The organism is Streptomyces sp. NPDC102451 (assembly GCF_044765485.1).
Taxonomy (GTDB): Bacteria; Actinomycetota; Actinomycetes; order Streptomycetales; family Streptomycetaceae; genus Streptomyces.
The window spans coordinates 90,009-115,548 of sequence record NZ_JBIWKD010000009.1; the positions used below are offsets into that span (position 1 = coordinate 90,009).

22 protein-coding genes and 1 tRNA gene are annotated in these 25,540 nt (G+C 68.6%); 13 read left to right on the top strand and 10 right to left on the bottom strand.

The window, feature by feature from the left end:
• Positions 1-65: 65 nt before the first annotated feature.
• The 9 genes from ACIRD8_RS21475 to rpmH all read right to left on the bottom strand — a co-directional run bounded on the left by ACIRD8_RS21475 (position 66) and on the right by rpmH (position 6,973).
• The gene (locus ACIRD8_RS21475) at positions 66-683 is read right to left on the bottom strand and encodes a GNAT family N-acetyltransferase (protein WP_403993719.1); all 618 of its coding nucleotides are present in this window, start codon (positions 681-683) and stop codon (positions 66-68) included.
• Positions 684-989: 306 nt separating this feature from the next.
• Positions 990-2,081, bottom strand: coding sequence for a ParB/RepB/Spo0J family partition protein (locus tag ACIRD8_RS21480; RefSeq protein WP_403993722.1), 1,092 nt, complete (start codon positions 2,079-2,081; stop codon positions 990-992).
• Positions 2,078-3,172 carry a ParA family protein gene (locus tag ACIRD8_RS21485; protein ID WP_104787405.1) on the bottom strand — a complete coding sequence of 365 codons (1,095 nt, stop codon included), beginning with the start codon at positions 3,170-3,172 and terminating at the stop codon, positions 2,078-2,080. The genes ACIRD8_RS21480 and ACIRD8_RS21485 overlap by 4 nt, the downstream gene beginning before the upstream one ends.
• A 304-nt stretch (positions 3,173-3,476) precedes the next feature.
• Positions 3,477-4,193, bottom strand: a complete 717-nt coding sequence (rsmG, locus tag ACIRD8_RS21490) for a 16S rRNA (guanine(527)-N(7))-methyltransferase RsmG (protein WP_403993724.1) — start codon at positions 4,191-4,193, stop codon at positions 3,477-3,479.
• A 100-nt stretch (positions 4,194-4,293) separates the two neighbouring features.
• Positions 4,294-4,803: a R3H domain-containing nucleic acid-binding protein gene (locus tag ACIRD8_RS21495; RefSeq protein WP_099173273.1), complete on the bottom strand. Its 510-nt coding sequence runs from the start codon at positions 4,801-4,803 to the stop codon at positions 4,294-4,296.
• 14 nt (positions 4,804-4,817) lie between these two features.
• Positions 4,818-6,086: a membrane protein insertase YidC gene (yidC, locus tag ACIRD8_RS21500; RefSeq protein WP_403993727.1), complete on the bottom strand. Its 1,269-nt coding sequence runs from the start codon at positions 6,084-6,086 to the stop codon at positions 4,818-4,820.
• Positions 6,087-6,089: 3 nt separating this feature from the next.
• A complete protein-coding gene (yidD, locus tag ACIRD8_RS21505; protein ID WP_099173275.1) occupies positions 6,090-6,449 on the bottom strand; it encodes a membrane protein insertion efficiency factor YidD in 360 nt (119 codons plus the stop codon).
• Positions 6,446-6,817, bottom strand: coding sequence for a ribonuclease P protein component (gene rnpA / locus ACIRD8_RS21510; protein WP_099173276.1), 372 nt, complete (start codon positions 6,815-6,817; stop codon positions 6,446-6,448). Before rnpA ends, yidD begins: the two co-directional genes overlap by 4 nt.
• An 18-nt stretch (positions 6,818-6,835) precedes the next feature.
• Positions 6,836-6,973 carry a 50S ribosomal protein L34 gene (rpmH, locus tag ACIRD8_RS21515; protein ID WP_014047156.1) on the bottom strand — a complete coding sequence of 46 codons (138 nt, stop codon included), beginning with the start codon at positions 6,971-6,973 and terminating at the stop codon, positions 6,836-6,838.
• A 381-nt stretch (positions 6,974-7,354) separates the two neighbouring features.
• On the opposite strand from rpmH, the gene dnaA reads away from it, so the two are divergent.
• The 10 genes from dnaA (at position 7,355) to ACIRD8_RS21565 (ending at position 21,171) form a co-directional block, all read left to right on the top strand.
• Entirely contained in the window at positions 7,355-9,142 is a 1,788-nt protein-coding gene (gene dnaA / locus ACIRD8_RS21520) for a chromosomal replication initiator protein DnaA (protein ID WP_403993730.1), read from the top strand.
• A gap of 1,030 nt (positions 9,143-10,172) precedes the next feature.
• A complete protein-coding gene (gene dnaN, locus ACIRD8_RS21525; RefSeq protein ID WP_033296764.1) occupies positions 10,173-11,303 on the top strand; it encodes a DNA polymerase III subunit beta in 1,131 nt (376 codons plus the stop codon).
• 145 nt (positions 11,304-11,448) lie between these two features.
• Positions 11,449-12,327: a phosphogluconate dehydrogenase (NAD(+)-dependent, decarboxylating) gene (gene gnd / locus ACIRD8_RS21530; RefSeq protein ID WP_403993733.1), complete on the top strand. Its 879-nt coding sequence runs from the start codon at positions 11,449-11,451 to the stop codon at positions 12,325-12,327.
• Between the two features lie 76 nt (positions 12,328-12,403).
• Positions 12,404-13,534 (top strand): DNA replication/repair protein RecF, encoded by a 1,131-nt coding sequence (gene recF, locus ACIRD8_RS21535; protein WP_403993736.1) that lies wholly within the window; start codon positions 12,404-12,406, stop codon positions 13,532-13,534.
• The gene (locus ACIRD8_RS21540) at positions 13,531-14,118 is read left to right on the top strand and encodes a DUF721 domain-containing protein (RefSeq protein ID WP_403993739.1); all 588 of its coding nucleotides are present in this window, start codon (positions 13,531-13,533) and stop codon (positions 14,116-14,118) included. The genes recF and ACIRD8_RS21540 overlap by 4 nt, the downstream gene beginning before the upstream one ends.
• 403 nt (positions 14,119-14,521) lie before the next feature.
• Positions 14,522-16,591 (top strand): DNA topoisomerase (ATP-hydrolyzing) subunit B, encoded by a 2,070-nt coding sequence (gene gyrB, locus ACIRD8_RS21545; RefSeq protein WP_323179185.1) that lies wholly within the window; start codon positions 14,522-14,524, stop codon positions 16,589-16,591.
• 52 nt (positions 16,592-16,643) lie between these two features.
• A complete protein-coding gene (gene gyrA, locus ACIRD8_RS21550; protein WP_403993742.1) occupies positions 16,644-19,271 on the top strand; it encodes a DNA gyrase subunit A in 2,628 nt (875 codons plus the stop codon).
• A 93-nt stretch (positions 19,272-19,364) separates the two neighbouring features.
• On the top strand, positions 19,365-19,961 hold the full coding sequence (locus tag ACIRD8_RS21555; RefSeq protein ID WP_403993745.1) for a DUF3566 domain-containing protein: 597 nt from the start codon (positions 19,365-19,367) through the stop codon (positions 19,959-19,961).
• 71 nt (positions 19,962-20,032) lie between these two features.
• Positions 20,033-20,109, top strand: a tRNA-Ile gene (locus tag ACIRD8_RS21560).
• Positions 20,110-20,220: 111 nt separating this feature from the next.
• Positions 20,221-21,171 carry a hypothetical protein gene (locus ACIRD8_RS21565; RefSeq protein WP_403993748.1) on the top strand — a complete coding sequence of 317 codons (951 nt, stop codon included), beginning with the start codon at positions 20,221-20,223 and terminating at the stop codon, positions 21,169-21,171.
• 125 nt (positions 21,172-21,296) lie between these two features.
• Here ACIRD8_RS21565 and ACIRD8_RS21570 read toward each other — a convergent pair whose 3' ends face one another.
• On the bottom strand, positions 21,297-21,641 hold the full coding sequence (locus tag ACIRD8_RS21570; RefSeq protein ID WP_403993750.1) for a DUF6344 domain-containing protein: 345 nt from the start codon (positions 21,639-21,641) through the stop codon (positions 21,297-21,299).
• A gap of 282 nt (positions 21,642-21,923) precedes the next feature.
• Here ACIRD8_RS21570 and ACIRD8_RS21575 point away from each other — a divergent pair, with 282 nt between their 5' ends.
• The 3 genes from ACIRD8_RS21575 (at position 21,924) to ACIRD8_RS21585 (ending at position 25,538) form a co-directional block, all read left to right on the top strand.
• A complete protein-coding gene (locus ACIRD8_RS21575) occupies positions 21,924-22,058 on the top strand; it encodes a DLW-39 family protein (RefSeq protein WP_003958712.1) in 135 nt (44 codons plus the stop codon).
• A gap of 235 nt (positions 22,059-22,293) precedes the next feature.
• Positions 22,294-24,192: a VWA domain-containing protein gene (locus ACIRD8_RS21580; protein ID WP_403993752.1), complete on the top strand. Its 1,899-nt coding sequence runs from the start codon at positions 22,294-22,296 to the stop codon at positions 24,190-24,192.
• Positions 24,189-25,538, top strand: coding sequence for a hypothetical protein (locus ACIRD8_RS21585; protein ID WP_403993754.1), 1,350 nt, complete (start codon positions 24,189-24,191; stop codon positions 25,536-25,538). Before ACIRD8_RS21580 ends, ACIRD8_RS21585 begins: the two co-directional genes overlap by 4 nt.
• The last annotated feature ends 2 nt before the right edge of the window (positions 25,539-25,540 follow it).

A 25,540-nucleotide genomic window follows, 5' to 3' on the forward strand; every position in this document is an offset into this window, starting at 1 on the left:
TGAAACGGGCTCACCCTTCGGGGTGGGCCCGTTTCCGTATGCTCCTCAGCCATCGGACGCAGGAGTCAGAGCGGCCGAAGCGCCGGCTCCTTCTGGACGGCGCCCAGAAGTCTGTCCAAGGCCAGCTCGACATCTTCTTTCCAGGAGAGCGTCGTACGCAGCTCGAGCCTCAGCCGCGGATGAGCGGGGTGAGGCCGCACCGTCTTGAAGCCGACCGCAAGCAGATGATCCGCCGGCAGCACACACGCGGGTTCCTTCCAGCGGGCGTCGCCAAAGGCCTCGATCGCCTTGAAGCCCCGTCGCAGCAAGTCCTTGGCGACCGTCTGCACGATCACCCGCCCGAGACCCTGCCCCTGGAAACCAGGCACGATCAATGCGGTCATCAGCTGGACGGCATCGGGGGACACCGGGCTGGTGGGAAACGCCGTGGAGCGGGGGACGTAGGCGGGAGGTGCATACAGAACGAACCCGGCCGCGACATCGTCCACATAGACGAGCCGCCCACAGGAGCCCCACTCCAGCAGGACAGCGGAGATCCAGGCTTCCTTCTCGAGTTCGGGTCTGCCCGCTTTTACCGCAGCTTCCCCGCTGACCGGATCAAGCTCCCAGAAGACACACGAGCGGCAGCGCCTGGGGAGATCCGGAAGGTTGTCCAGTGTGAGCGGTACGAGCCGTCGCCCCATGTAGGCGGTTCCTCACTTCCTTCGCCCGCCGCATCCCGTGCGGCTGCCAGCGCACTCCGTTCTCGGAACAGGCTGCCGACGAACCCCCCGACAGCACCAAGCCCCAAACCGACTGTCACCAGGTGGCTGCGATTCACTGATCGCACGGCCCCCGCCTCCTCTGAGGTGGATCACGGTGGTGGATACGCCATACCAGATCGCATCGTATCCACCCAGAGGTGATGGGGATACCGAGAGACGGCAAAGGGCGGGCCGAGTTCCGGAGAACTTTCCGGAACTCGGCCCGCCCTCTGACTGCGGACTGCCTCAGGCCTCGTCGGCCTCCGCCTGCTCTTCCTCGATACTCTGCTCCAGCACGCGCCCCTCGCCCGGAGCAAGACTGCCGAGAATGCGGTCCAAATCCTCCATCGAGGCGAACTCGACGACGATCTTCCCCTTCTTCTGCCCGAGGTCGACCTTCACCCGCGTCTCGAACCGATCGGAGAGCCGCGACGCGAGATCGGTCAGAGCCGGCGAGACCCGGCCACCGGCCCTGGGCCCCCGGGGCTTCGCCGAACTCGTGGGCTCGGATCCGAGAAGGTTGACGATCTCCTCGACGGCCCGCACCGACAGCCCTTCAGCCACGATGCGATGGGCCAGCCGATCCTGCTCCTCGGAGTCGTCCACCGACAGCAAGGCCCTCGCGTGCCCTGCGGAGAGGACCCCTGCCGCAACCCTGCGCTGCACCGGCGGGGAGAGCCGCAGCAGACGGAGCGTGTTCGAGACCTGCGGACGGGACCGGCCGATCCGGTCCGCCAGCTGATCATGCGTGCACTTGAAGTCCTTCAGCAGCTGGTCGTACGCCGCCGCCTCCTCCAGAGGGTTCAGCTGAGCCCGGTGCAGGTTCTCCAGCAGTGCGTCCAGGAGGAGCTTCTCGTCATCGGTCGCCCGGACGATCGCCGGAATGCGTTCCAGACCGGCTTCGCCGCACGCCCTCCAACGGCGCTCACCCATGATGAGCTCGTAGCGGTCCTCGTCGACCTTGCGTACGACGACGGGCTGGAGAAGACCGACCTCCTTGATGGAGGTGACCAGCTCGGCCAGAGCGTCCTCGTCGAAGACCTCACGAGGCTGCTTGGGGTTGGGCGTGATCGAAGGAAGAGGAATCTCAGCGAAGTACGCCCCGGCGGAATCGGTCTGGCCCGTGGCCGGCTGCGGCTCACCGACCGGAGAGCTCGGCTCCGGGACGGAGGGCAGCGCGGCCAGCTTTGCGGCGGCCACACCACGCTCAGCGGTCATGACGGGTGACGCGGCCCCCGCATTCGTACCGGACGCCGGGCTCGCGACCTGCTTCTCCTGCGGAGCCGCGGGGATCAGTGCACCGAGTCCACGCCCCAGCCCTCTACGACGCTCGCTCACTGCATGCCCTCCGAATGACTCTGCTGACTGTTCTGGACGCCCGTGTGGGCAGGCTCGCCCGCCGGGGCGTGCTGGGCCTCGTAGTGCACTCCGACGCCTCTCAGCGCGATCTCACGGGCCGCCTCCAGGTAGGAGAGGGAACCGCTGGAGCCCGGATCGTACGTCAAGACGGTCTGCCCGTAGCTGGGAGCCTCAGAGATGCGCACGGAACGCGGGATGCTGGTCCGCAGCACCTCCTTGCCGAAGTGGCTGCGCACCTCCTCCGCGACCTGTGAAGCCAGCCTGGTCCTGCCGTCGTACATGGTGAGCAGGATCGTCGAGACGTGGAGATCGGGGTTCAGATGCCCCCGGACCAGGTCGACGTTACGCAGCAGCTGACCGAGGCCCTCCAGTGCGTAGTACTCGCACTGAATCGGGATGAGTACCTCTGCTCCGGCCACAAGCGCGTTGACCGTCAGCAGGCCGAGCGAGGGCGGACAGTCGATGAGGATGTAATCCAGCGGCTGGTCATAAGCCTGGATCGCCCGCTGCAGCCGGCTCTCCCGAGCGACCAGCGAGACCAGCTCGATCTCCGCACCGGCGAGATCGATGGTCGCCGGTGCACAGAAGAGGCCCTCGACGTCCGGGACCGGCTGAACCACCTCGGAGAGCGGCATGCTCTCCACCAGGACGTCGTAGATGGAGGGGACTTCCGCGTGATGGTCGATCCCCAGAGCCGTGGAGGCATTCCCCTGCGGATCGAGGTCCACCACCAGGACGCGGGCGCCATGCAGGGCGAGTGAAGCAGCAAGGTTGACCGTCGAGGTCGTCTTGCCCACTCCCCCCTTCTGGTTGGCCACGACCATGACGCGTGTCCGGTCTGGTCGCGGCAGCCCCTCGCCGGCGCGGCCGAGGGCCTCGACCGCCAGCTGAGCCGCACGACCAATAGGTGTGTCGTCCATCGGAGGCGGTGTTTCACGTGAAACACCGTCCCCCAGGGACTCGGTACGGGGACCGGGGACCGGATCGGTCATCGGTCCCGCGATGTTGGCGTCGGACCGCAAGGATTCACTCTCCTCGACTTCAGGCTCGCAATGAACAGAGCCTGCCATGCTTTCGGGGTCGCGAACCAGCGAGGCCGACTCTTCTGTGGATGAATCCGGTTCTGTGGACAACTCGGCAGCCCGTACGGGCTTGCGGTCGCGCGGCGCGGCAGCCGCACGACCACGGCCGATGATTCCCTGCAGCAGAGAGCGACGTTTCACGTGAAACACGATGCCCCTGCAGTACAGCGGCAGGCTCCCGACACTCCGCAGGCAGGACATATCGCTGCTTGCATGGAGCATCAGCACAAAAGAGTCAGAAGTACATCAGAGCATTCATAGGGGTCTGGCCGAGCCGCCGCTCGGCCAGCACTCATCGACGACGCCGAGTCCGGCCCACTCGTGCGGCCTTGGCCCGCTTTGCGGCGAACCTCACACCGCCCGGACTCTCCCCGACCGTCACACGCACCACCGTGGACGTCGGATCGACCAGGCCCTCACCGACGTGCAGCACCTCGGTCTCCACGACTCCCAGCTTGCTCAGAGCGGCACGAGCCCCCTGGATCTCCTCCTCCGCCGTGCCCCCCTTGAGTGCCAGCATCTCCCCGTACGGGCGGAGCAGCGGTACTCCCCAGCCGGCGAGCCGGTCGAGCGGGGCAACCGCCCGGGCCGTCACCACATGGACGGGCTGCAGCGTCCCGAGCACCTCTTCGGCCCGGCCGCGGACGACCGTCACGTGGTCCAGCCCCAGGAGTTCGACGACCTCCTGAAGAAAGTTCGTGCGCCGCAGCAGGGGCTCCAGGAGCGTGATCTTCAGGTCGGGGCGCACCAGGGCCAGCGGGATGCCGGGAAGACCGGCCCCCGAACCCACATCGCACACCGTGACGCCCTCGGGAACCACCTCGGAGAGCACCGCGCAGTTCAGCAGGTGGCGCTCCCACAGGCGCGGCACCTCGCGCGGACCGATCAGTCCGCGCTTGACGCCCGCGTCCGCGAGCAGCTCCGCGTACCTGACAGCCTCTGGAAAGAACTCACCGAATACCGCCTGCGCCTCCTCGGGCGCCTGAGGGAGCTCTGCTTCCTCCGTCACGGGGGACCGTCCTTCCGTACCGCTCTAGCACGCTGACTATCAGGCTGACAAAGATCGGCCCCGCCTGCGAACAGACGGGGCCGACAGTACAAGGATCCGGTCAGGCCGGGAGAACGACGACGAAGCGCTGCGGCTCCTCGCCCTCGGACTCGCTGCGCAGACCTGCTGCCGCGACGGCGTCGTGCACGACCTTGCGCTCGAACGGCGTCATCGGCTCCAGCTTCACCGGCTCGCCCGAGCTCTTGGCCTCGTCCGCGGCCTTGGCGCCGAGCGCGGCGAGGACCTCACGCTTCTTGGCACGGAAGCCGGCGATGTCCAGCATCAGGCGGCTGCGGTCACCGGTCTCACGGTGAACGGCCAGACGCGTCAGCTCCTGGAGCGCCTCCAGCACCTCACCATCGCGGCCCACGAGCTTCTGCAGGTCACGCGCCGAGTCGCTGATGATCGAGACCGCGGCCCGGTCCGCCTCCACGTCCATGTCGATGTCACCGTCGAGGTCGGCGATGTCGAGCAGGCCTTCGAGGTAGTCAGCCGCGATCTCCCCCTCCTGCTCGAGGCGGGTCAGAGTGTCGCTGCCCTCAGCGGCCGTGGTGGTGGTGCCTTCCGTCACGGATGGACTCCTTCTTACTTCTTGGACGGGTGCTTGGGCCGCTGCGGGCCCTTGCGCTGTCCGGACTTGGCTTGGCGTGAGGAGCCGGACGCGGCGGGCTTGCCCGCCTGCTTCGGCTTGTCGTCCTGCGATGCGTCCTGCTTCTCCAGCGACGTCTTGGGCTCCGAGTCGGTGGTGCCGGAGCCCTTCGTCGTGGCGGGCCCTGTAGCTGCGGTGTGACGCTGCGCCTTGGTCTGGCGCTTGGGCTGCTGCCGCTTGGCCGCAGCACCGCCCTCCGCCTCGAGAACGGCGGCTTCACTCTTCTCCACCGTCCCGTCCTCCTGGGCGGCGAGACCCAGCTTGCCCAGACCGGTGATGAACTTGCGCTCGATGTCGTTGCGGTCGGGCCCCTTGGAGACGATCCGCTTGACGGTGTTGCGCCGTGTCCTGCCGCGCACCTCGCCATGGGCGGTCACGCTCTTCAGCAGGCGGTTCAGGTACTGGTCCTGCGCCTTGCTGCCCGGGGTGGGGTTCTGGTTGATCACGTACATCTGCTGACCCATGGTCCAGACGTTCGTGGTCAGCCAGTACACGAGGACACCGACGGGGAAGTTGATGCCCATGACGGCGAAGATCACCGGGAAGATGTACATCAGCATCTTCTGCTGCTGCATGTACGGGGTCTTGACCGTCAGGTCGACGTTCTTCGTCATCAGCTGGCGCTGCGTGAAGAACTGCGACGCCGACATCATCACGATCATGATCGCGGTCACGACACGGACGTCGGTCAGGGAGGCGCCGAGCGCCTGCACCTTCTCCTCGCTGTCCATGAACTTCGCGGCCAGCGGGGCACCGAAGATGTGTGCCTGACGGGCGCTGTCCAGCAGCGGCTGGTCGATGACGCCGATCGTCTTGCCCGAGGCGATGGCCGAGAGCACGTGGTACAGGGCGAAGAAGAACGGGGACTGCGCCAGGATGGGAAGGCACGAGGAGAGCGGGTTGGTACCCGTCTCCTTGTACAGCTTCATCATCTCTTCGGACTGACGCTGCTTGTCGTTCTTGTAGCGCTCCTGGATCGCCTTCATCTTCGGCTGGAGCACCTGCATGTTGCGGGTCGACTTGATCTGCTTGACGAAAAGCGGGATCAGGCAGATCCGGATCAGGACCACCAGGGACACGATGGACAGGCCCCAGGCCCACCCCGTGTCATCGCCGAAGAGCGCTCCGTACAGCTTGTGGAACTGGACGATGACCCATGAGACAGGTGTGGTGATAAAGCTGAACAGACTGGCAATCGTGTCCACTAATCAGGCTCCTTGAGCTTTGGGCGAGGTCTCTGTGGCCGGGCTCAGGGGTTCGGAGACCGACCCCCCGGAAGGCACATCGGCGGCGGAGTCCCCGCCCTTGCCGCCACGCACACAGTTGCGCAGCATTTCGTGCCAACGCGGACGTTTGCGTGGCGGTACGTAGTCCACGCCGCCGGGTGACCACGGATTGCACCGCAGGATGCGCCAAGCGGTCAGCGCTGTTCCCTTGATCGCACCGTGCCGGTCGATCGCCGTATATCCATAGTGGGAACACGACGGGTAGTAGCGGCAGACGGGCCCGAGGAGCGGGCTGATCGTCCACTGGTACAGCTTGATGAGAGCCAGCAGCGGGTACTTCATCGCGCGCCCCCTCCCAGCAGCCGCTGAAGGGCGGCGTCCAGGTCTCGGGCCAGCTGTGCATGGTCGGCGTCGCCCGATCCGGGCAGCGCTCGTACGACAACAAGGCTACCGGGGGGCAGCTGAGCAAGCCGATCGCGGACCAGATGGCGAAGCTTGCGCTTCACCGCGGTGCGAACGACTGCTCCACCCACTGCTTTGCTGACAACGAAACCCGCACGCGGCGGGGGAGCACTCTCCCCTGTCACGTGCGGGTCCGTAACACCGCTGCGTAGATGTACGACGAGTAGCGGGCGTCCGGCCCGACGTCCCCGGCGTACAGCGGCCGCGAAGTCCTCGCGCCGCCTCAGCCGATTCTCGGTAGGCAGCACGTCATGACCTGGCCGCGATCAGGCGGACAGGTTGGCGCGACCCTTGCCACGGCGGTTCGCGAGAATCGCGCGGCCGGCACGGGTACGCATCCGCAGGCGGAAGCCATGGGTCTTGGCGCGACGACGATTGTTCGGCTGGAAGGTGCGCTTGCTCACTCGGGGGCTCCAGAAATGATTCGTGTGTTGGCGGGACATCGCCTGGCTGTCACCGTGCGCCCACGAGGAACTCGCGTAAACGCCTTAGTGCACCGCTTCACAATCACAGATCGTGATGTTTGCCCATCGGAGGCAGGCGGCAGCAGCCATCGACAACTCGACCTGGTCACGGTACGCGCGGCTACGCCATCCGGTCAAACCAGCTCCGAGCGACCCCCTGCTGTACACAGCCTGTGGACAACAACTTGAACCGCGCGGGTCGGCCTGACTACCGTGGTTGAACTCCGGTTCCTTTCCTTCCTGCCTGCCGGGCCTCACCCGACCCGACCCATCCCGTCCCGAGAAGCACACATTCGTGGGACATGCGAGAGAGCGTGCCTTGTGGCTGACGTACCTGCCGATCTTGCCGCAGTGTGGCCGCGAGTGCTGGAACAACTCCTCGGGGAGGGCCAGCAGGGGATCGAGCCGAAGGACAAGCAGTGGATCGAGCGCTGCCAGCCCCTGGCACTCGTCGCCGACACCGCGCTGCTGGCCGTCCCGAACGAGTGGGGCAAGCGTGTCCTCGAGGGCCGGCTCGCACCGCTGATCAGCGAGACGCTCACCCGTGAGTGCGGGCGGCCCATCCGGATCGCGATCACGGTCGACGATTCCGCGGGCGAACCGCCCGCCCCGCCCGCACCTCCGATGCACCAGCCCCACCAGGGGCAGCAGTCGCACCGCTACCAGGGGCCGCAGCACGACGAGCCCCCGCGCAACGACGGGTACGACAACTACGGCCCCCGGCCCTCGGACGACGGCATGCCGACGGCCCGCCCGGCCTACCCGGACTACCAGCAGCACCGCCCCGAGCCCGGCGCCTGGCCCCGCACCCAGGAGGACCTCTCCTGGCAGCCCCGGCACGGCGGCTACCAGGACCGCGACCCGTACGCGAGCCCGCGCCCCCAGCAGCCGCAGCACGACTACCGCCCGCAGCAGCCCGAGCACCAGGGGTACGAGCAGCAGCGCGACAGCCGAGACCGCCACGATCTGCAGGACCAGCAGCAGCCGCAGCACCGCCAGGGCGGCCCCGGGACCGGAAGGGCCGGCGGTGGCCCCATGGGCACGCAGTCCGCGCCCCCGCCCGGTACCGGTGAACCGCACGCCCGGCTGAATCCCAAGTACCTCTTCGACACCTTCGTGATCGGCGCGTCCAACCGCTTCGCGCACGCGGCGGCGGTCGCCGTGGCCGAGGCCCCCGCGAAGGCGTACAACCCCCTCTTCATCTATGGGGAGTCGGGACTCGGCAAGACCCACCTGCTGCACGCCATCGGGCACTACGCGCGGAGCCTCTACCCGGGCACCCGCGTCCGGTACGTGAGCTCCGAGGAGTTCACGAACGAATTCATCAACTCGATCCGCGACGGGAAGGGCGACACCTTCCGCAAGCGCTACCGGGACGTGGACATCCTCCTGGTCGACGACATCCAGTTCCTGGCGAGCAAGGAGTCGACGCAGGAGGAGTTCTTCCACACCTTCAACACGCTCCACAACGCCAACAAGCAGATCGTGCTGTCCTCGGACCGGCCGCCCAAGCAGCTCGTGACCCTCGAGGACCGGCTGCGCAACCGGTTCGAGTGGGGCCTCACCACCGATGTGCAGCCCCCGGAGCTGGAGACGCGTATCGCGATCCTCCGTAAGAAGGCCGTGCAGGAGCAGCTCAACGCCCCGCCCGAGGTACTCGAATTCATCGCCTCCCGCATCTCGCGCAACATCCGCGAGCTGGAGGGCGCTCTGATCCGTGTGACCGCCTTCGCGAGCCTCAACCGGCAGCCGGTGGACCTCGGCCTGACCGAGATCGTGCTCAAGGACCTGATCCCGGGCGGCGAGGACTCGGCCCCCGAGATCACCGCGCCGGCCATCATGGCGGCGACCGCGGACTACTTCGGCCTGACGGTGGAGGATCTCTGCGGATCCTCGCGCAGCCGCGTCCTGGTGACGGCGCGCCAGATCGCCATGTACCTGTGCCGTGAGCTGACGGATCTTTCGCTGCCCAAGATCGGTGCCCAGTTCGGCGGGCGTGACCACACCACCGTGATGCACGCCGACCGGAAGATCAGAGCCCTGATGGCGGAGCGGCGCTCCATCTACAACCAGGTCACCGAGCTCACCAACCGCATCAAGAACGGCTGACCGCTCAGAACAGCCGCCGGTCTGCCGCCAGAGCGGCAGAGCGCCAGAGCGCCAGACAGTTGGACAGCCGGACAGCTGCACCGCACGACCAGGGCGCCCCGAGGACCGTACGTCGTCCTCACGGGGCGCCCTTCGTCGTTCCTGAAGCCTCCAGGAGCGCCTCCCACATACAGCCGTGGAGGACTCCGGACCCCCTCTCCGGACCGCTCCACGCACCCGCTCCGGCTCCGGCCGACGGCTCACGGGACGGCCGGGTCCGCGGGAAGTGTTCGAATACGGGCCCTGAGCAGGCCCTTCTCCACAGAAGTACGGGGAAACAGGCGTCCACAGCCTGGGGACTGCGAAGTTGTCCAGATTGCGTCCACAGGGCCGGCTGCCGATACTCCATCAGGCCAGGTCACATGCCTGGGGATTTGTGGTCAACGATGATCCACAGCCTGTGGACAGATTTTTCGTCCACAGGGTCACAATGATGTTGTCCACCGGCGGCCCACAGGCTGAGCCCGGTTGTCCCCAGCTTCTCCACACCCCTGTCCACTGTTCGGCAACCCGACACCGCCTTTCACTGCCCAGAGTGAAAGGCGTCACACGAGGGCCCTCGGTTGAGCTGTGGGGAACGTGGGTAAAGCTGGGGACAGGCCTGGGGAGAAGTCACCCCGCCCTGTGCATCGGGTGTGTAGAACTTTCGCGTGTCCACAGAAACGCATGGTTGTCCACCGGTGCCACCCACAGGGTCGGTGGACAAAAAACGGCTTCTGACCTGGAGAAACGACGTTATCCACGGTTTCCACAGGGCCTACTACTACTACCACTCAGAGTTAGCCAGGAATCCGCTTCGAAGTGGGGCCTGTGCACAACTCGAGTGGCGAGCTCGGCGAACCTCTTGGCGCGACTTGACCCCGAGCAGCAACGAGTGTCGGCGCCGTACGTCAGACTGGACCCCGGCGGTGACCCCAGCCCCTCGGCGGGGAGCCCCGATCAGACGACGAAGGCCAGCAGGGCGAGCGAGCAACAGCAGGAGGCGGTTCCGGTGAAGATCCGGGTGGAGCGCGATGTACTCGCGGAGGCGGTGGCCTGGGTGGCCCGCAGCCTCCCGGCCCGTCCGCCGGCGCCCGTTCTCGCGGGCCTTCTGCTGAAGGCCGAGGACGGAGCCCTCAGCTTCTCGAGCTTCGACTACGAGGTCTCGGCCAAGGTCTCCGTGGACGCGGAGGTCGAGGAGGACGGCACGGTGCTCGTCTCCGGCCGCCTGCTCGCCGACATCTGCCGCGCCCTGCCCAACAGGCCGGTGGAGATTTCCACAGACGGTGTACGGGCGACCGTGGTCTGCGGCTCCTCGCGGTTCACCCTCCACACACTGCCTGTGGAGGAGTACCCGGCACTGCCGCAGATGCCGACGGCCACCGGCACCGTCCCCGGCGAGGTCTTCGCCTCGGCTGCCGCCCAGGTCGCCATCGCGGCCGGGCGCGACGACACCCTGCCCGTCCTGACCGGCGTCCGGATCGAGATCGAGGGCGACACCGTCACCCTCGCGTCGACCGACCGCTACCGCTTCGCGGTCCGCGAGTTCCTGTGGAAGCCGGAGAACCCCGACGCCTCGGCCGTGGCCCTGGTGCCCGCCAAGACGCTCCTGGACACCGCCAAGGCGCTGACCAGCGGTGACACGGTGACGCTGGCGCTGTCCGGCTCGGGTGCGGGTGAAGGGCTCATCGGTTTCGAGGGCGCCGGCCGTCGCACGACCACGCGACTGCTCGAAGGTGATCTCCCGAAGTACCGGACGCTCTTCCCCACCGAGTTCAACTCGGTCGCGGTCATCGAGACCGCCCCGTTCGTCGAGGCCGTCAAGCGTGTGGCGCTGGTCGCCGAGCGCAACACCCCGGTGCGGCTCAGCTTCGAGCAGGGTGTGCTCATCCTGGAGGCCGGTTCCAGCGACGACGCACAGGCTGTGGAGCGCGTCGACGCCGTGCTGGAGGGCGACGACATCTCGATCGCCTTCAACCCGACCTTCCTGCTGGACGGGCTCAGCGCCATCGACTCCCCGGTCGCGCAGCTCTCCTTCACGACGTCGACCAAGCCCGCCCTGCTCAGCGGCCGGCCGGCCGTCGACGCCGAGGCGGACGACGCCTACAAGTACCTGATCATGCCGGTCCGCCTCTCCGGCTGATCCGGCCGGTCGTCCCTGTCATGGCAGTCTCCGGCGGGCAGCTCAGCGCAGAGCGGGCCCACCGTGCTGCACCCCGCCGTGCTGTCCCGGCCGGGCGTAGGCTCGGTCCTGGGTACGAATCGGCACAACGCTAAAGGAATCTCTGATGGAGCTCGGTCTCGTCGGCCTCGGCAAGATGGGCGGCAACATGCGCGAGCGCATCCGCCGCGCAGGCCACACGGTCATCGGTTACGACCGCAACCCGGACGTCGCCGATGTCCACAGCCTCGAAGAGCTTGTGGGCAAGCTCAAGGGTCCGCGCGTCGTATGGGTGATGGTCCCGGCGGGCGCCGCGACCCAGTCCACCATCGATGAGCTGGCCGAGCTGCTCTCCCCGGGTGACATCGTCGTGGACGGCGGCAACTCCCGCTGGACCGACGACGAGAAGCACGCCGTCGAGCTGGGCATCAAGGACATCGGCTTCGTCGACTGCGGCGTCTCCGGTGGCGTCTGGGGCCTGGAGAACGGCTACGCCCTGATGTACGGCGGTACCGAGGAGAACGTCGCCAAGGTCCAGCCGGTCTTCGACGCCCTCAAGCCCGAGGGTGACTTCGGTTCCGTCCACGCGGGCAAGGTCGGCGCCGGCCACTTCGCCAAGATGGTCCACAACGGCATCGAGTACGCCATGATGCAGGCCTACGCCGAGGGCTGGGAGCTCCTGGAGAAGGTCGACTCCGTCACCGACGTGCGCGAGGTCTTCCGCTCCTGGCAGGAGGGCACGGTCATCCGTTCCTGGCTGCTCGACCTTGCCGTCAACGCGCTGGACGACGACGAGCACCTCGACCAGCTCCGTGGCTTCGCCGCGGACTCCGGCGAGGGCCGGTGGACGGTCGAGGCCGCCATCGACAACGCCGTGCCGCTGCCCGCGATCACCGCGTCCCTGTTCGCGCGCTTCGCCTCGCGCCAGGACGACTCGCCGCAGATGAAGATGATCGCCGCGCTGCGCAACCAGTTCGGCGGCCACGCGGTCGAGAACAAGAAGTAGTCCGCGGACCGCGGGCGGACAGCCCGCGGCACAGCGGCGCACAGAGCAGAACACGCAGTCGGAAGGGTCGGCGACCATGCACGTCACGCATCTCTCGCTGGCCGATTTCCGCTCGTACGCCCGGGTCGAGGTCCCTCTCGACCCGGGCGTCACCGCGTTCGTGGGGGCCAACGGCCAGGGCAAGACCAATCTGGTGGAGGCGGTCGGCTATCTCGCGACGCTCGGCAGCCACCGGGTCTCGTCCGACGCCCCCCTGGTCCGCATGGGCGCGGAGCGCGCCGTCGTACGGGCCGCGGTCACCCAGGGGCAGCGCTCGCAGCTGATCGAGCTGGAGCTCAATCCCGGCCGCGCCAACCGGGCCCGTATCAACAGGTCGTCGCAGGTCAGACCACGTGATGTCCTGGGGATAGTCCGCACCGTGCTCTTCGCCCCGGAGGACCTGGCCCTGGTGAAGGGCGACCCGGGTGAGCGCCGGCGCTTCCTGGACGAGCTGATCACCGCGCGGTCCCCCCGCATGGCCGGGGTCCGCTCCGACTACGAGCGGGTGCTGAAGCAGCGCAACACCCTGCTGAAGTCCGCCGCCATGGCCCGCAGGCACGGCGGCCGGTCGATGGATCTGTCCACCCTGGACGTCTGGGACCAGCACCTGGGCCGGGTGGGCGCGGAACTGCTGGCGCAGCGGCTGGATCTGATCGCGACCCTGCAGCCCCTGGCGGACAAGGCGTACGCCGATGTCGCCCCCGGCGGCGGGCCCGTCACGCTGGAGTACCGCAGCTCCGTCGGTGCCGATGTGGAGCCCGCGCGCACCCGCGAGGAGCTGTACGAGCAGGTGATGGCGGCCCTGGTCCAGGCACGTAAGCAGGAGATCGAGCGCGGGGTGACCCTGGTCGGTCCGCACCGTGACGACCTGGTGCTCGGCCTGCGAGGGATGCCGGCCAAGGGGTACGCGAGCCACGGCGAGTCCTGGTCGTACGCCCTGGCGCTGCGGCTGGCCTCGTACGATCTGCTGCGCACCGAGGGGAACGAGCCGGTGCTGGTGCTCGACGACGTCTTCGCCGAGCTGGACGCGCGCCGCCGTGAGCGGCTGGCCGAGCTGGTGGCCCCCGGTGAGCAGGTGCTGGTGACGGCGGCTGTGGACGATGACGTCCCGGGTGTGCTGGCGGGCGCCCGGTACGCGGTGTCCGCCGGGGCGGTGGAGCGGCTGTGAGCGGCCCGGCGGATCAGAGCGGGCCCACCCAGGGGCCGGCCGGCGAGGGTTCCGCCCCGGGTCCGGCGAAGCAGCCGGACGTGTCGGGCGTGGACCTGGCGCGGGTGGCCCTGCGCGCGGCGAAGGAGCAGGCCCGCGCCCGTGGCGCCGCGGCGCAGCAGAAGAAGCAGGCAAGACGAGGAGGCGGTCTGCGGTCGGGGGCACGGTCCGACGGCCGTGATCCGCTGCCTCTGGGATCCGCGATCAACCGGCTGATCACCGAGCGGGGCTGGGAGACCCCGGCCGCCGTCGGCGGTGTGATGGGCCGCTGGCCGCAGATCGTCGGTGGCGACCTGGCCAACCACTGTGTGCCGGTGCGGTACGACGAGGATCCGGCCGAGCGGGTTCTGACCGTGCAGTGCGATTCGACGGCGTGGGCGACGCAGCTCCGGCTGCTGGCGCCGCAGCTGGTGGCCCGGCTGAACACGGACCTGGGCCACGGGACCGTGCGGATGATCAAAGTGCTCGGTCCCGGCGGTCCGGAGCGCAGATTCGGCCCTCTCCGGACCCCGGGGAGCAAGGGGCCGGGCGACACCTACGGCTGAGCAGGGCTTTTCCCCATCCGGAGCAGGTGGACACCGCCCTCGGCCGGGGGCCGCTCCAGGGGCGCCTCATCCGCTTCTGTCCTGATTCACCGACGGCTCGGCCTTTCCGGTCTGCCCGGGTATGCGCTGGTTTGGTTCCCGTGGGGAGCGTGAGGCGTCCCTCACCGTAGCGGGAGGTTGACAGCCCGAAGCGCACAAAGCCCTCGTGAGCCCCCCGGGGCCCCTTCCTGAATATGGGGAGTCGTCAGCCGCTGGTTCAGGGCGGCACATGCGTACTCAGGCACCGGCAAACCCCCATTCATGTCGGCGCTACCGGTAGACTGATGGACAATCCCGCTTCCTCGCGGGAGTCGTCGATACAAGCCGAACGACGCAGCCGCTCCCGCCTGCCGGAGAACGGCCTGTGCTGTGCCAGAAAGGGCGCTTCGTGGCCGATTCCGGCAACCCCAACGAGAACATCCCGTCCACAGCCGGTGAGCACGGCGAGGTCACCGCCTCGTACGACGCCAGCGCGATCACCGTGCTCGAAGGCCTGGACGCGGTCCGCAAGCGACCCGGTATGTACATCGGGTCGACCGGTGAGCGCGGTCTCCACCACCTCGTGCAAGAGGTTGTCGACAACTCGGTCGACGAGGCGATGGCCGGGCACGCGGACACCATCGACGTCACGATCCTCGCCGACGGCGGGGTGCGCGTGGTCGACAACGGCCGCGGTATCCCGGTCGGCATCGTGCCGTCCGAGGGCAAGCCCGCCGTCGAGGTCGTCCTGACCGTGCTGCACGCCGGCGGCAAGTTCGGCGGCGGCGGCTACGCCGTCTCCGGTGGTCTGCACGGCGTCGGTGTGTCCGTCGTCAACGCCCTGTCCACACGGGTGGCCGTGGAGGTCAAGACCGACGGCTACCGCTGGACCCAGGACTACAAGCTCGGTGTCCCGACAGCCCCGCTGGCCCGTCACGAGGCCACCGAGGAGACCGGGACGACCGTCACCTTCTGGGCCGACGGAGACGTCTTCGAGACCACCGACTACTCCTTCGAGACCCTGTCGCGCCGCTTCCAGGAGATGGCGTTCCTCAACAAGGGGCTCACCCTCAAGCTCACCGACGAGCGTGAGGCGGCGAAGGCCACGGCGGGCGCCGACAGCGCCGAGGTGGTCGACGTCCCCGACGAGGAGTCGACCCGGACCGTCACGTACCACTACGAGAACGGCATCGTCGACTTCGTCAAGTACCTCAACTCCCGCAAGGGCGAGCTGATCCACCAGTCGGTGATCGACATCGAGGCCGAGGACAAGGAGCGCCTCCTCTCGGTCGAGATCGCCATGCAGTGGAACACGCAGTACTCCGAGGGTGTCTACTCCTTCGCCAATGCGATCCACACGCACGAGGGCGGTACGCACGAGGAGGGCTTCCGCGCGGCGCTGACCTCGCTGGTCAACCGCTACGCGCGCGACAAGAAGCTGCTGCGCGAGAAGGACGACAACCTCACCGGTGAGGACGTCCGCGAGGGCCTGACGGCCATCATCTCCGTGAAGCTGGGCGAGCCGCAGTTCGAGGGTCAGACGAAGACCAAGCTGGGCAACACCGAGGCGAAGACCTTCGTCCAGAAGGTCGTCCACGAGCAGCTGACGGACTGGTTCGACCGGAACCCCAACGAGGCCGCCGACATCATCCGCAAGGGCATCGCGGCGTCCACGGCCCGTGTCGCGGCCCGCAAGGCGCGTGACCTGACGCGGCGCAAGGGGCTCCTGGAGAGCGCCTCGCTGCCCGGCAAGCTGAGCGACTGCCAGTCCAACGACCCGACGAAGTGCGAGATCTTCATCGTCGAGGGTGACTCCGCCGGTGGTTCGGCGAAGTCCGGCCGTAACCCGATGTACCAGGCCATCCTGCCGATCCGGGGCAAGATCCTGAACGTCGAGAAGGCCAGGATCGACAAGATCCTGCAGAACACCGAGGTCCAGGCGCTCATCTCGGCCTTCGGCACCGGGGTCCACGAGGACTTCGACATCGAGAAGCTCCGCTATCACAAGATCATCCTGATGGCGGACGCCGACGTCGACGGTCAGCACATCAACACCCTGCTGCTGACCTTCCTGTTCCGCTTCATGCGGCCGCTGGTCGAGTCCGGGCACGTGTACCTCTCGCGCCCGCCGCTCTACAAGATCAAGTGGGGCCGTGACGACTTCGAGTACGCGTACTCGGACCGTGAGCGCGACGCCCTGGTGGCACTCGGCAAGCAGAACGGCAAGCGGATCAAGGAAGACTCGATCCAGCGCTTCAAGGGCCTCGGCGAGATGAACGCCGAGGAGCTGCGCGTCACCACGATGGACGTCGACCACCGTGTGCTGGGCCAGGTCACGCTGGACGACGCGGCGCAGGCCGACGACCTGTTCTCGGTGCTGATGGGCGAGGACGTCGAGGCGCGGCGCTCGTTCATCCAGCGCAACGCCAAGGACGTCCGCTTCCTCGACATCTGAGTCGGCCGTACAAGCAAGCCGCAGCCGCAGCGCGAAAGGACTTTGACCAGCAATGGCCGACGAGAACACCCCTGTGATGCCCGAAGAGGAGCCCGCCGTCCCGGGTGTGGGCATGCGTGTCGAGCCCGTGGGGCTCGAGACGGAGATGCAGCGCTCCTACCTCGACTACGCGATGTCCGTCATCGTGTCGCGTGCGCTCCCCGACGTACGGGACGGTCTGAAGCCCGTCCACCGCCGGGTGCTGTACGCGATGTACGACGGTGGCTACCGGCCCGAGAAGGGCTTCTACAAGTGCGCCCGCGTCGTCGGTGACGTCATGGGTACGTACCACCCGCACGGCGACTCCTCGATCTACGACGCGCTCGTGCGACTGGCGCAGCACTGGTCGATGCGCATGCCGCTGGTGGACTCCAACGGCAACTTCGGTTCCCCGGGCAACGACCCGGCCGCGGCCATGCGGTACACCGAGTGCAAGATGATGCCGCTGTCCATGGAGATGGTCCGGGACATCGACGAGGAGACCGTCGACTTCCAGGACAACTACGACGGCCGTAACCAGGAGCCGACGGTTCTGCCGGCGCGGTTCCCGAACCTCCTGGTCAACGGTTCCGCGGGCATCGCGGTCGGTATGGCGACCAACATCCCGCCGCACAACCTGCGTGAGGTCGCTGCCGGCGCCCAGTGGTACCTGGAGCACCCGGAGGCCTCGCACGAGGAGCTCCTGGACGCCCTCATCGAGCGGATCAAGGGCCCGGACTTCCCGACTGGCGCGCTGGTCGTGGGCCGCAAGGGCATCGAGGAGGCGTACCGCACGGGCCGTGGCTCGATCACGATGCGGGCGGTCGTCGCGGTCGAGGAGATCCAGAACAGGCAGTGCCTGGTCGTCACGGAGCTTCCGTACCAGACCAACCCCGACAACCTCGCGCAGAAGATCGCCGACCTGGTGAAGGACGGCAAGGTCGGCGGCATCGCGGACGTCCGGGACGAGACGTCCTCGCGTACGGGCCAGCGGCTGGTCGTCGTGCTGAAGCGTGACGCGGTCGCCAAGGTCGTGCTCAACAACCTCTACAAGCACACCGATCTGCAGTCGAACTTCGGCGCGAACATGCTGGCGCTCGTCGACGGGGTGCCGCGCACGCTGTCGATCGACGCGTTCATCCGGCACTGGGTGACGCACCAGATCGAGGTCATCGTCCGGCGCACGAAGTTCCGGCTGCGCAAGGCCGAGGAGCGGGCGCACATCCTGCGCGGCCTGCTCAAGGCGCTGAACGCGATCGAAGAAGTCATCGCGCTCATCCGTCGCAGCAACACCGTGGAGATCGCGCGTGAGGGCCTGATGGGCCTGCTGGAGATCGACGAGATCCAGGCGAACGCGATCCTGGAGATGCAGCTGCGCCGGCTGGCCGCGCTGGAGCACCAGAAGATCACCGCGGAGCACGACGAACTCCAGGCGAAGATCAACGAGTACAACGAGATCCTGGCCTCGCCCGCGAAGCAGCGTCAGATCGTCAGCGAGGAGCTGGCGGCGATCGTCGACAAGTTCGGCGACGACCGGCGCTCCAAGCTGGTCCCCTTCGACGGCGACATGTCGATCGAGGACCTCATCGCCGAGGAAGACATCGTCGTCACCATCTCGCGCGGCGGCTACGTCAAGCGCACCAAGACGGACGACTACCGCTCGCAGAAGCGCGGCGGGAAGGGCGTCCGGGGCACGAAGCTCAGGGAAGACGACATCGTCGACCACTTCTTCGTGTCGACGACGCACCACTGGCTGCTGTTCTTCACGAACAAGGGCCGGGTCTACCGGGCCAAGGCCTACGAGCTGCCGGACGCCGGCCGGGACGCGCGTGGCCAGCACGTCGCGAACCTCCTGGCGTTCCAGCCGGACGAGCAGATCGCGCAGATCCTGGCGATCCGTGACTACGAGGCCGCGCCCTATCTGATCCTGGCCACGAAGGGCGGTCTGGTGAAGAAGACCGCGCTGAAGGACTACGACTCCCCGCGGTCGGGCGGTGTCATCGCGATCAACCTGAGGGAGACCCAGGATGGCAGCGACGACGAACTGATCGGTGCCGAGCTGGTGTCGGCCGAGGACGACCTGCTGCTCGTCAGCAGGAAGGCCCAGTCGATCAGGTTCACCGCGACGGACGACGCACTGCGCCCGATGGGCCGCGCGACGTCGGGCGTGAAGGGCATGAGTTTCCGCGAGGGCGACGAACTGCTCTCGATGAATGTTGTCCGGCCCGGTACGTTCGTGTTCACTGCCACCGACGGCGGGTACGCGAAGCGGACCGCGGTCGAGGAGTACCGCGTCCAGGGCCGCGGCGGTCTGGGCATCAAGGCCGCCAAGATCGTCGAGGACCGGGGCTCGCTCGTCGGCGCGCTGGTGGTGGAGGAAGCGGACGAGATCCTCGCCATCACGCTCGGCGGCGGTGTCATCCGTACGCGAGTCAATGAAGTCAGGGAGACGGGCCGTGACACCATGGGCGTCCAACTGATCAATCTGGGCAAGCGTGATGCCGTCGTCGGCATCGCGCGCAACGCCGAGGCCGGTCGTGAGGCCGAAGAGGTCGACGGGACCGATGAGGCCGAAGGCGCCACGGTCGAGGCCGATGCCGCGATCGTGGTCGAGGGCACAGCCGAAGGCACGGCGCCTTCGGCCGGGGAGCACGAGGAGTAGAGCGTGAGTGGAGCCACGGGCGCCGGTTCGGCCGCTTCCGGAGCAGGCGCAGACGGCGCCCGTGGCTCCGCCACGGACTCCCAAGGGGGCACTGTGACGGACACTCGGGGACCTCAGCCGCAGTACGAGGGGTACGCGACCGGGCCGTTGCCCGGCGAGCGGGAGCCCGCACCGGGCCAGGCGGGGCCCTACCACCCGCCGCAGGCGTACCAGTCCCCTGTGGGCGGTACGCAGGGCGGCGGGACGCAGGGCGGTGTACAGGGCGCAGGAGGTACGCAGGCGACCCGGCTGCCCCGGACCGGGGCGCGGACCACTCCGCGTACCCGTAAGGCACGTCTGCGGGTGGCGAAGGCCGATCCGTGGTCGGTGATGAAGGTCAGCTTCCTGCTCTCCATCGCGCTGGGCATCTGCACGGTGGTCGCGGCCGCCGTCCTGTGGATGGTGATGGACGCGATGGGCGTCTTCGAGACGGTGGGCGGCACGATCAGCGAGGCCACCGGCTCGAACGAGAGCAACGGCTTCGATCTGCAGTCGTTCCTGTCGCTGCCGCGCGTCCTCATCTTCACCTCGGTCATCGCGGTGATCGATGTGGTGCTGGCCACCGCGCTGGCGACGCTGGGCGCGTTCATCTACAACCTGTCGGCCGGCTTCGTGGGCGGCGTGGAGCTCACGCTCGCCGAGGACGAGTAGGGCGACGGGTATCGATTTTGGGACTGGCCCCGACGTGCGCTAATCTTCAGAAGTCAGCGCAACAGCGCGGCGGGGCTATAGCTCAGTTGGTTAGAGCGCATCCCTGATAAGGATGAGGCCACAGGTTCAAATCCTGTTAGCCCCACCAGCACGAAGGCCCCTCACCGGAGACGGTGGGGGGCCTTCGGCGTTGTGGGCGGGGCGCTCGGGTGGCGAAATCGCTGCCCATGTGCCGGGCTCCGGCTCTACTGTCCGGATCATGAATAGGGACGCTCAACGGCTCTGGTACTCGTCACAGAAGTGGATGGCCGCTTCGTTCACGGCATTCTCCGACGGCCCCATGCTGAAGGACATGGCGGTCCATCACGCCGGAGTGGCTGCCGAGCACCTCCTCAAGGCGTACCTGGCCCATCTCCACCCGGCGCTGATCGTCGAGGGCAAGGACTTCGACTCGTTGCTCCACGCGACAGGACTCGGGGCCCATGCCTCGGCCCCGCGGAGCCGGTCCAGGACGATCGGGCTCGTCGACGCGTACACGCGGGTCGCGGTGGTGCTGAAAGGCCGGATGCCGGTCTCCCGGCAGGAGCTGCAGCCGCTCGCCGATGCCCGTAACGGGGTCGCCCATGCCGCGTTCCACGATCCGGCGGAGGTCAACGCGGTCTTCACCACCTGTCTGCGGGTGATCGGCACCCTCCTCCCCGAGCTGCCGCCGCTCGGCGACTACTGGGGCAGATACAAGGGGCTGCACGACAAGCTTCTCGACATCCGGGTGATCGAAGCCCGGGTGCACCTGGAGGGGAAGCTCGCGAGGGCCCGTCAGGTCTACGCGGACCGCTACGCCCACTTCACCGCGGAGGACCGCGGGCTTGTGCTGACGGCGATCGCCAACGTCTCCTCGCCCGGCTACATCGAGCACGACGAGGCCGCTGTCTGCCCCGCCTGCTCGTCGCAGGGCTGGCTCGGCGGCGAGACGCGTGTCGCACCGGCGGGGGACTCGGTGGTGCTGACGCCGATGGTCTTCGACTGCCCGGCCTGTGAGCTGCATCTGGAGAGGGAGGAACTCGGCATGCTCAAGGAGCCCCTCGACGGGGAGCTGGACCTGGAGGTGCCGCCCGGAGACTTCTACCCCGACCTCGGTGGGCGCCGTTTCCTGTACGGGGACGGCGAGCCGGACGAGGACCTCCTGACGGGCAGGCACGGAGGCCGGTAGCCCCTCGGCGGCGTGGCCCGGGCCGCGTTCCTCGCCGGCCCGGGCCCCAGGCGCGTACGGGCGCACGGAAAAGGCCCCCGCCGGTGTGAACCGGACCAGGGGCCTGGGTGGCGTTCGTGGCGCCCTCAGGGTGGCGGGGCCGAGTCCCCGGCAGGTGTGGTGCTCGTGCTGTCCGTCGCGTACGCGGAGTCAGTGGTGTCGGCGGACAGCTGGCGGGTGGCCGGCGAGGAGCCGTGCGCCTCGGCGCGGATGCGCTGCTTCATCGTGGGTGGCAGCGCGCTGTCACGCGGAAGGGCCCATCGCACCGACGGCGTGGTCGCGGTTGCCGGGTTCGCACCCGTGTGCTCGTGGCTCGTGACCGTCGGCTGCGCGGCCGTGGCCTGGGCGGTGGCGAGGCCCAGCGACGCGAGAAGTGCGAAGAAGGCGGTGATGAAGGCGGTCCAGATGCTCTTGACCCTGAAGGTGCTCATGGCCCCTCGCTTTCAGGTGGTCCGGTTTGCTTACCTTTCCGATGATGTGGATCCGGGCCCTGGAATCCGGGACCGACGCCCCCGGTGCGCCGATCTTCCGATGAACACCACTCTTATGGTTCAACCGGCCCGAAAAAGCGGTCCCGGGGGGTGCCGGGGGGCCTCGAAAGGGGTCCGGAAGGGGTGGTGGGCGGGTGCCGGGGAGGTCACCGATCGGTATCGGCCGGTGTGTATAGTCGGGCGCCAGAAGTCCCTTACGTCAAGGAAAGACGAGGTCGCGCGGTGAAGAAGCTTCTCCTGGTCGCACTGGCCGCCATCGGCGGGCTCCTCGTGTACCGCCAGATCCAGGCGGATCGCGCCGAGCAGGATCTGTGGACGGAGGCGACCGACTCCGTGCCCGCAGGTTCAGGTGTGTGAGACGGAACAGTCTGCTACAAGCCCCGGCCGCCGAGCGGCCGGGGCTTTCTGCTGTCCGGGGCCCGCTGTTGCGTGACCGTGACGGCCGCACCCTTGAGTTCACCCAAGCAAATCACTAGGTTGCATGAGCAAAGCAATCGTGAGATGCGGGTCGGCCGAGGGGGATGCGGTGGGTGCAGGGATGAGGGCGGGGACACCGGCGGGGAGGGCCCGCCGTGGGACGAGGACGGCGCTCATGGCCGGCGGAGCACTGTTCGCCCTGGTGGCGGGGGTGCTGCCCGCCGTGGCGTCCGTACCGGCGGCCGGGGGTGACGACCGGCAGGACGGCGCGGGCGGCGGCAGCCTCGTCATGGTGCTCGACTCCTCGGGCTCCATGGCGGACGACGACGGCACCGGCCGCACCCGGATGGAGAGCGCCCGCGCGGCCGTGGGAACCGTGGTCGACGCGCTTCCCGAGGGGCATCCGACCGGCCTGAGGGTGTACGGCGCGGACCGGCCCCGTGGCTGCACGGACACCCGGCTCGTACGTCCGGTGAGCGCGCTGGACCGGGCTGCCGTGAAGAAGGCCGTCGCGGGCGTGGAGCCCCGGGGGGACACCCCGATCGGGCTGTCCCTGCGCAAGGCCGCCGAGGACCTTCCGGCGCCCACGGACGGTGCCATCGGGACGCGCACGATCCTTCTGATCTCCGACGGCGAGGACACCTGCGGTACGCCGCGCCCCTGCGAGGTGGCCGAACAGCTCGGCAGGGAGGGGGTCGGGCTGCGGATCGACACCGTGGGCTTCCAGGTCGAGGGGGCGGCCCGGGAGCAGCTGGAGTGCATCGCGGAGGCGGGCAACGGGCGTTACTACGACGCACCGGACGCCGACGCGCTCGCCCGCCAACTGCAGCGGTCCGCGCAACTCTCGGCCGACGGCTACCGGTTGAAGGGCGGGCGCATCGAGGGAGGGGCCACCACGGCGAAGGCCCCCTCCCTGGCCCCCGGCCAGTATCTGGACACCATCGGGCCCGGCGAGAAGCGGTACTACGCCGTGGACCTGGACGCGGTCTCCACCGCGGACTTCGCGGCCACGGCGGTGCCGCAGCCCGGTGCGGCCGTCGACAGCCTCGACGCCCTGAACACCGGTCTGGTGTACGGGGACGGCGGCTCCACCTGTGGGACGAGCACCGAGCGCTTCCTCCAGCAGGAGGGTGCGACCCCGCTGACCTCGGCCGTGGCCCGGATCCCGTCCGAGGACGGCGACCGCCGGTGCGACGAGCCGGGCCGCTACTGGCTGGTGGTCGAGCGGCAGAGCAAGAAGGGCTCCGACAGCGCCCGTTGGCCCCTCGAGCTCGTGTACGGCGTGGAGGCGCCGCCGGCCGCCGGAGTCACCCCCGCGCAGTCGCAGACGGAGTACGGGAAGGGCGGCGAGCATGCCGCGCTGCCGACGGGAGACCCCCGTGACGTGCGGGGCGGCACCGGCTTCAACGACGCCACGGAGATCGGCCGGGGTGTGTGGCGGGACCGGATCCTGCCGTCGCAGACCCTCTGGTACAAGGTGCCGGCGGGCTGGGGCCAGCAGGTCCGTTACGACGTCGAGTTCGCCAACGAGCCCACGGTGGACGGCGGCTCGGCGACCTACTCGTACGGCGGGACACAGCTGTTCACCCCGGCGCGCTTCCCGGTCGGCGGGGGCAGCGTGTTCCGCACGACGGCGATGTACAGCGGCAAGCCCGTGGCGCTGCGGATGGGGTCCGTCCCGGTCGCCTGGACCAACCGTCACGAGACCCGGCCGGCGGTCCGGCCGGTGCACGCCGGAGGCGCCTTCTACATCGCGGTGACCCTCGGGGCGAAGGCGGCCGAGATCGCCGAGAACCCGCGCATCGGTGTGGTGCTGCGGGTGGCGGTCCTCGGCGACGAGCTGGCCGGACCCGAACACGGGGCTCCGGCGCTGGTGAAGAAGCCCGCCGGTACGAAGGCGGGCAATGACGGCGATACGCCGGGGGCCGCAGACAGCGGTGGTGCGCGCGGGGCAGGATGGACCGGCATCGCGGCCGCCGGCGGAGCGGGCGCCGTGGCCGCCCTGGCCGCCGGTCTCCTGCTCGTACGCAGCCGGCGCAGGGCAGGTACGAGGACGACGAGGGGAAGCGCGTGAACAGGCAGCGCAACAGGGGCCGGGTGACGCTCGCGACGATCGCGGCGGTGTGCGCGGTGGCGGCGCTGCCGGGGCAGGCGCATGCGGCCGACGGCCCCGCGGCGTACACCTTCGATCCCGCGGCGAAGACGGTCCGGGGCACGGAGACCAACGCCGACGCGTCGGAGCTGAAGCCCGGGTCGGTCTACAGGAGCTCCATCGGGCAGGGGCAGAAGCTCTACTACCGGCTGGAGCTCGACGACAGGACGGATGCGTACGTCTCCGCGGTGGCCGTACCGAAGTCCGGCGGGAAGGTCGCCTACGGCGACGGCATCACGATCAGCATCAGGGACCTCGACGACACCCGGTGCAGCTCCGAGGACGCGTCATTCGAGTCGGCGGAGTTCCCCCGGCCGATCGCCGCGTACGCCCACCGGACCGTGGAGAAGGACAGCACCACGTGCGCGGCGAGCGGCACGTACAACGTCCTGATCGAGCGGGAGAGCAAGGCGACGTCGTCCCCGGAGGCCTGGGACCTGGAGCTGCGCTTCGAGAACGAGCCGGCGCTGAAGGACGACGCTTCGATGCCGACCGAGGCGCCGGAGAACTGGCCCTCCGCATCGCCGACGCCGCCCGCCGGCAAGCAGAAGCGGACCGGCGGCAGCGGCTTCTACGACGCCACCAGCCTGGAAACCGGTGAATGGGTGGACACCATCGCGCCGGGGCAGACCCGCTTCTACCGGGTCCCCGTGGACTGGGGGCAGCAGATCTTCGCCACGGCCGCGCTGAGCAACAGCGCGAAGTCGACGGAGTTCCTCGGCAACGCCCTGGCGCTGGCGCTGGACAACCCGGCACGCGGTCATGTGGACGACGCGACGCTGTCGTACTCGGGGACGCCCAACTCGGTGGCCCTGGACCCGCTTCCCCCGGTGGCGTACGAGAACCGCTACGACGCGGGGGCCGACGTCAGTGCCATGCGCTTCGCGGGCTGGTACTACCTGTCGGTGACGCTCTCGCCCCAGGTGGCCGAGCACTACGGGGACGAACCCCTCGGGCTGACGCTCAAGGTGAAGGTCGTCAACGACGGCGGGAAGTCGCCCTATCAGGGGGACGCCGGGATCTTCGGGGTCACGGACGACGACAGGGACATGGCCAGGAGCGGGCAGAGCGCCCCCGAGGCCGGTGAGAGCGACACGATGAAGATGGTCGCCGCGGCGGGCATCGGGGCGGGCTCCGTGCTGGTGCTGGGGCTCGGCGCCTGGGTGCTGCTGGCCAGGCGCGGGGCCGTTCCCGCCGCCGCTCCGCCGGGCGCGGGCGGACAGCTGCCCGGTGGTCCGCCGCTCGGTGGTCCGCCGCGGGCCTGGTAGAC

Coding starts and splice junctions, on each gene's coding strand:
- ACIRD8_RS21475 (WP_403993719.1), bottom strand. CDS start 683: ATGGGGCGACGGCTCGTACCGCTCACACTGGACAACCTTCCGGATCTC.
- ACIRD8_RS21485 (WP_104787405.1), bottom strand. CDS start 3,172: ATGGCAGGCTCTGTTCATTGCGAGCCTGAAGTCGAGGAGAGTGAATCC.
- yidD (WP_099173275.1), bottom strand. CDS start 6,449: ATGAAGTACCCGCTGCTGGCTCTCATCAAGCTGTACCAGTGGACGATC.
- gnd (WP_403993733.1), top strand. CDS start 11,449: ATGGAGCTCGGTCTCGTCGGCCTCGGCAAGATGGGCGGCAACATGCGC.
- recF (WP_403993736.1), top strand. CDS start 12,404: ATGCACGTCACGCATCTCTCGCTGGCCGATTTCCGCTCGTACGCCCGG.
- gyrA (WP_403993742.1), top strand. CDS start 16,644: ATGGCCGACGAGAACACCCCTGTGATGCCCGAAGAGGAGCCCGCCGTC.
- ACIRD8_RS21565 (WP_403993748.1), top strand. CDS start 20,221: ATGAATAGGGACGCTCAACGGCTCTGGTACTCGTCACAGAAGTGGATG.
- ACIRD8_RS21570 (WP_403993750.1), bottom strand. CDS start 21,641: ATGAGCACCTTCAGGGTCAAGAGCATCTGGACCGCCTTCATCACCGCC.
- ACIRD8_RS21580 (WP_403993752.1), top strand. CDS start 22,294: ATGGCCGGCGGAGCACTGTTCGCCCTGGTGGCGGGGGTGCTGCCCGCC.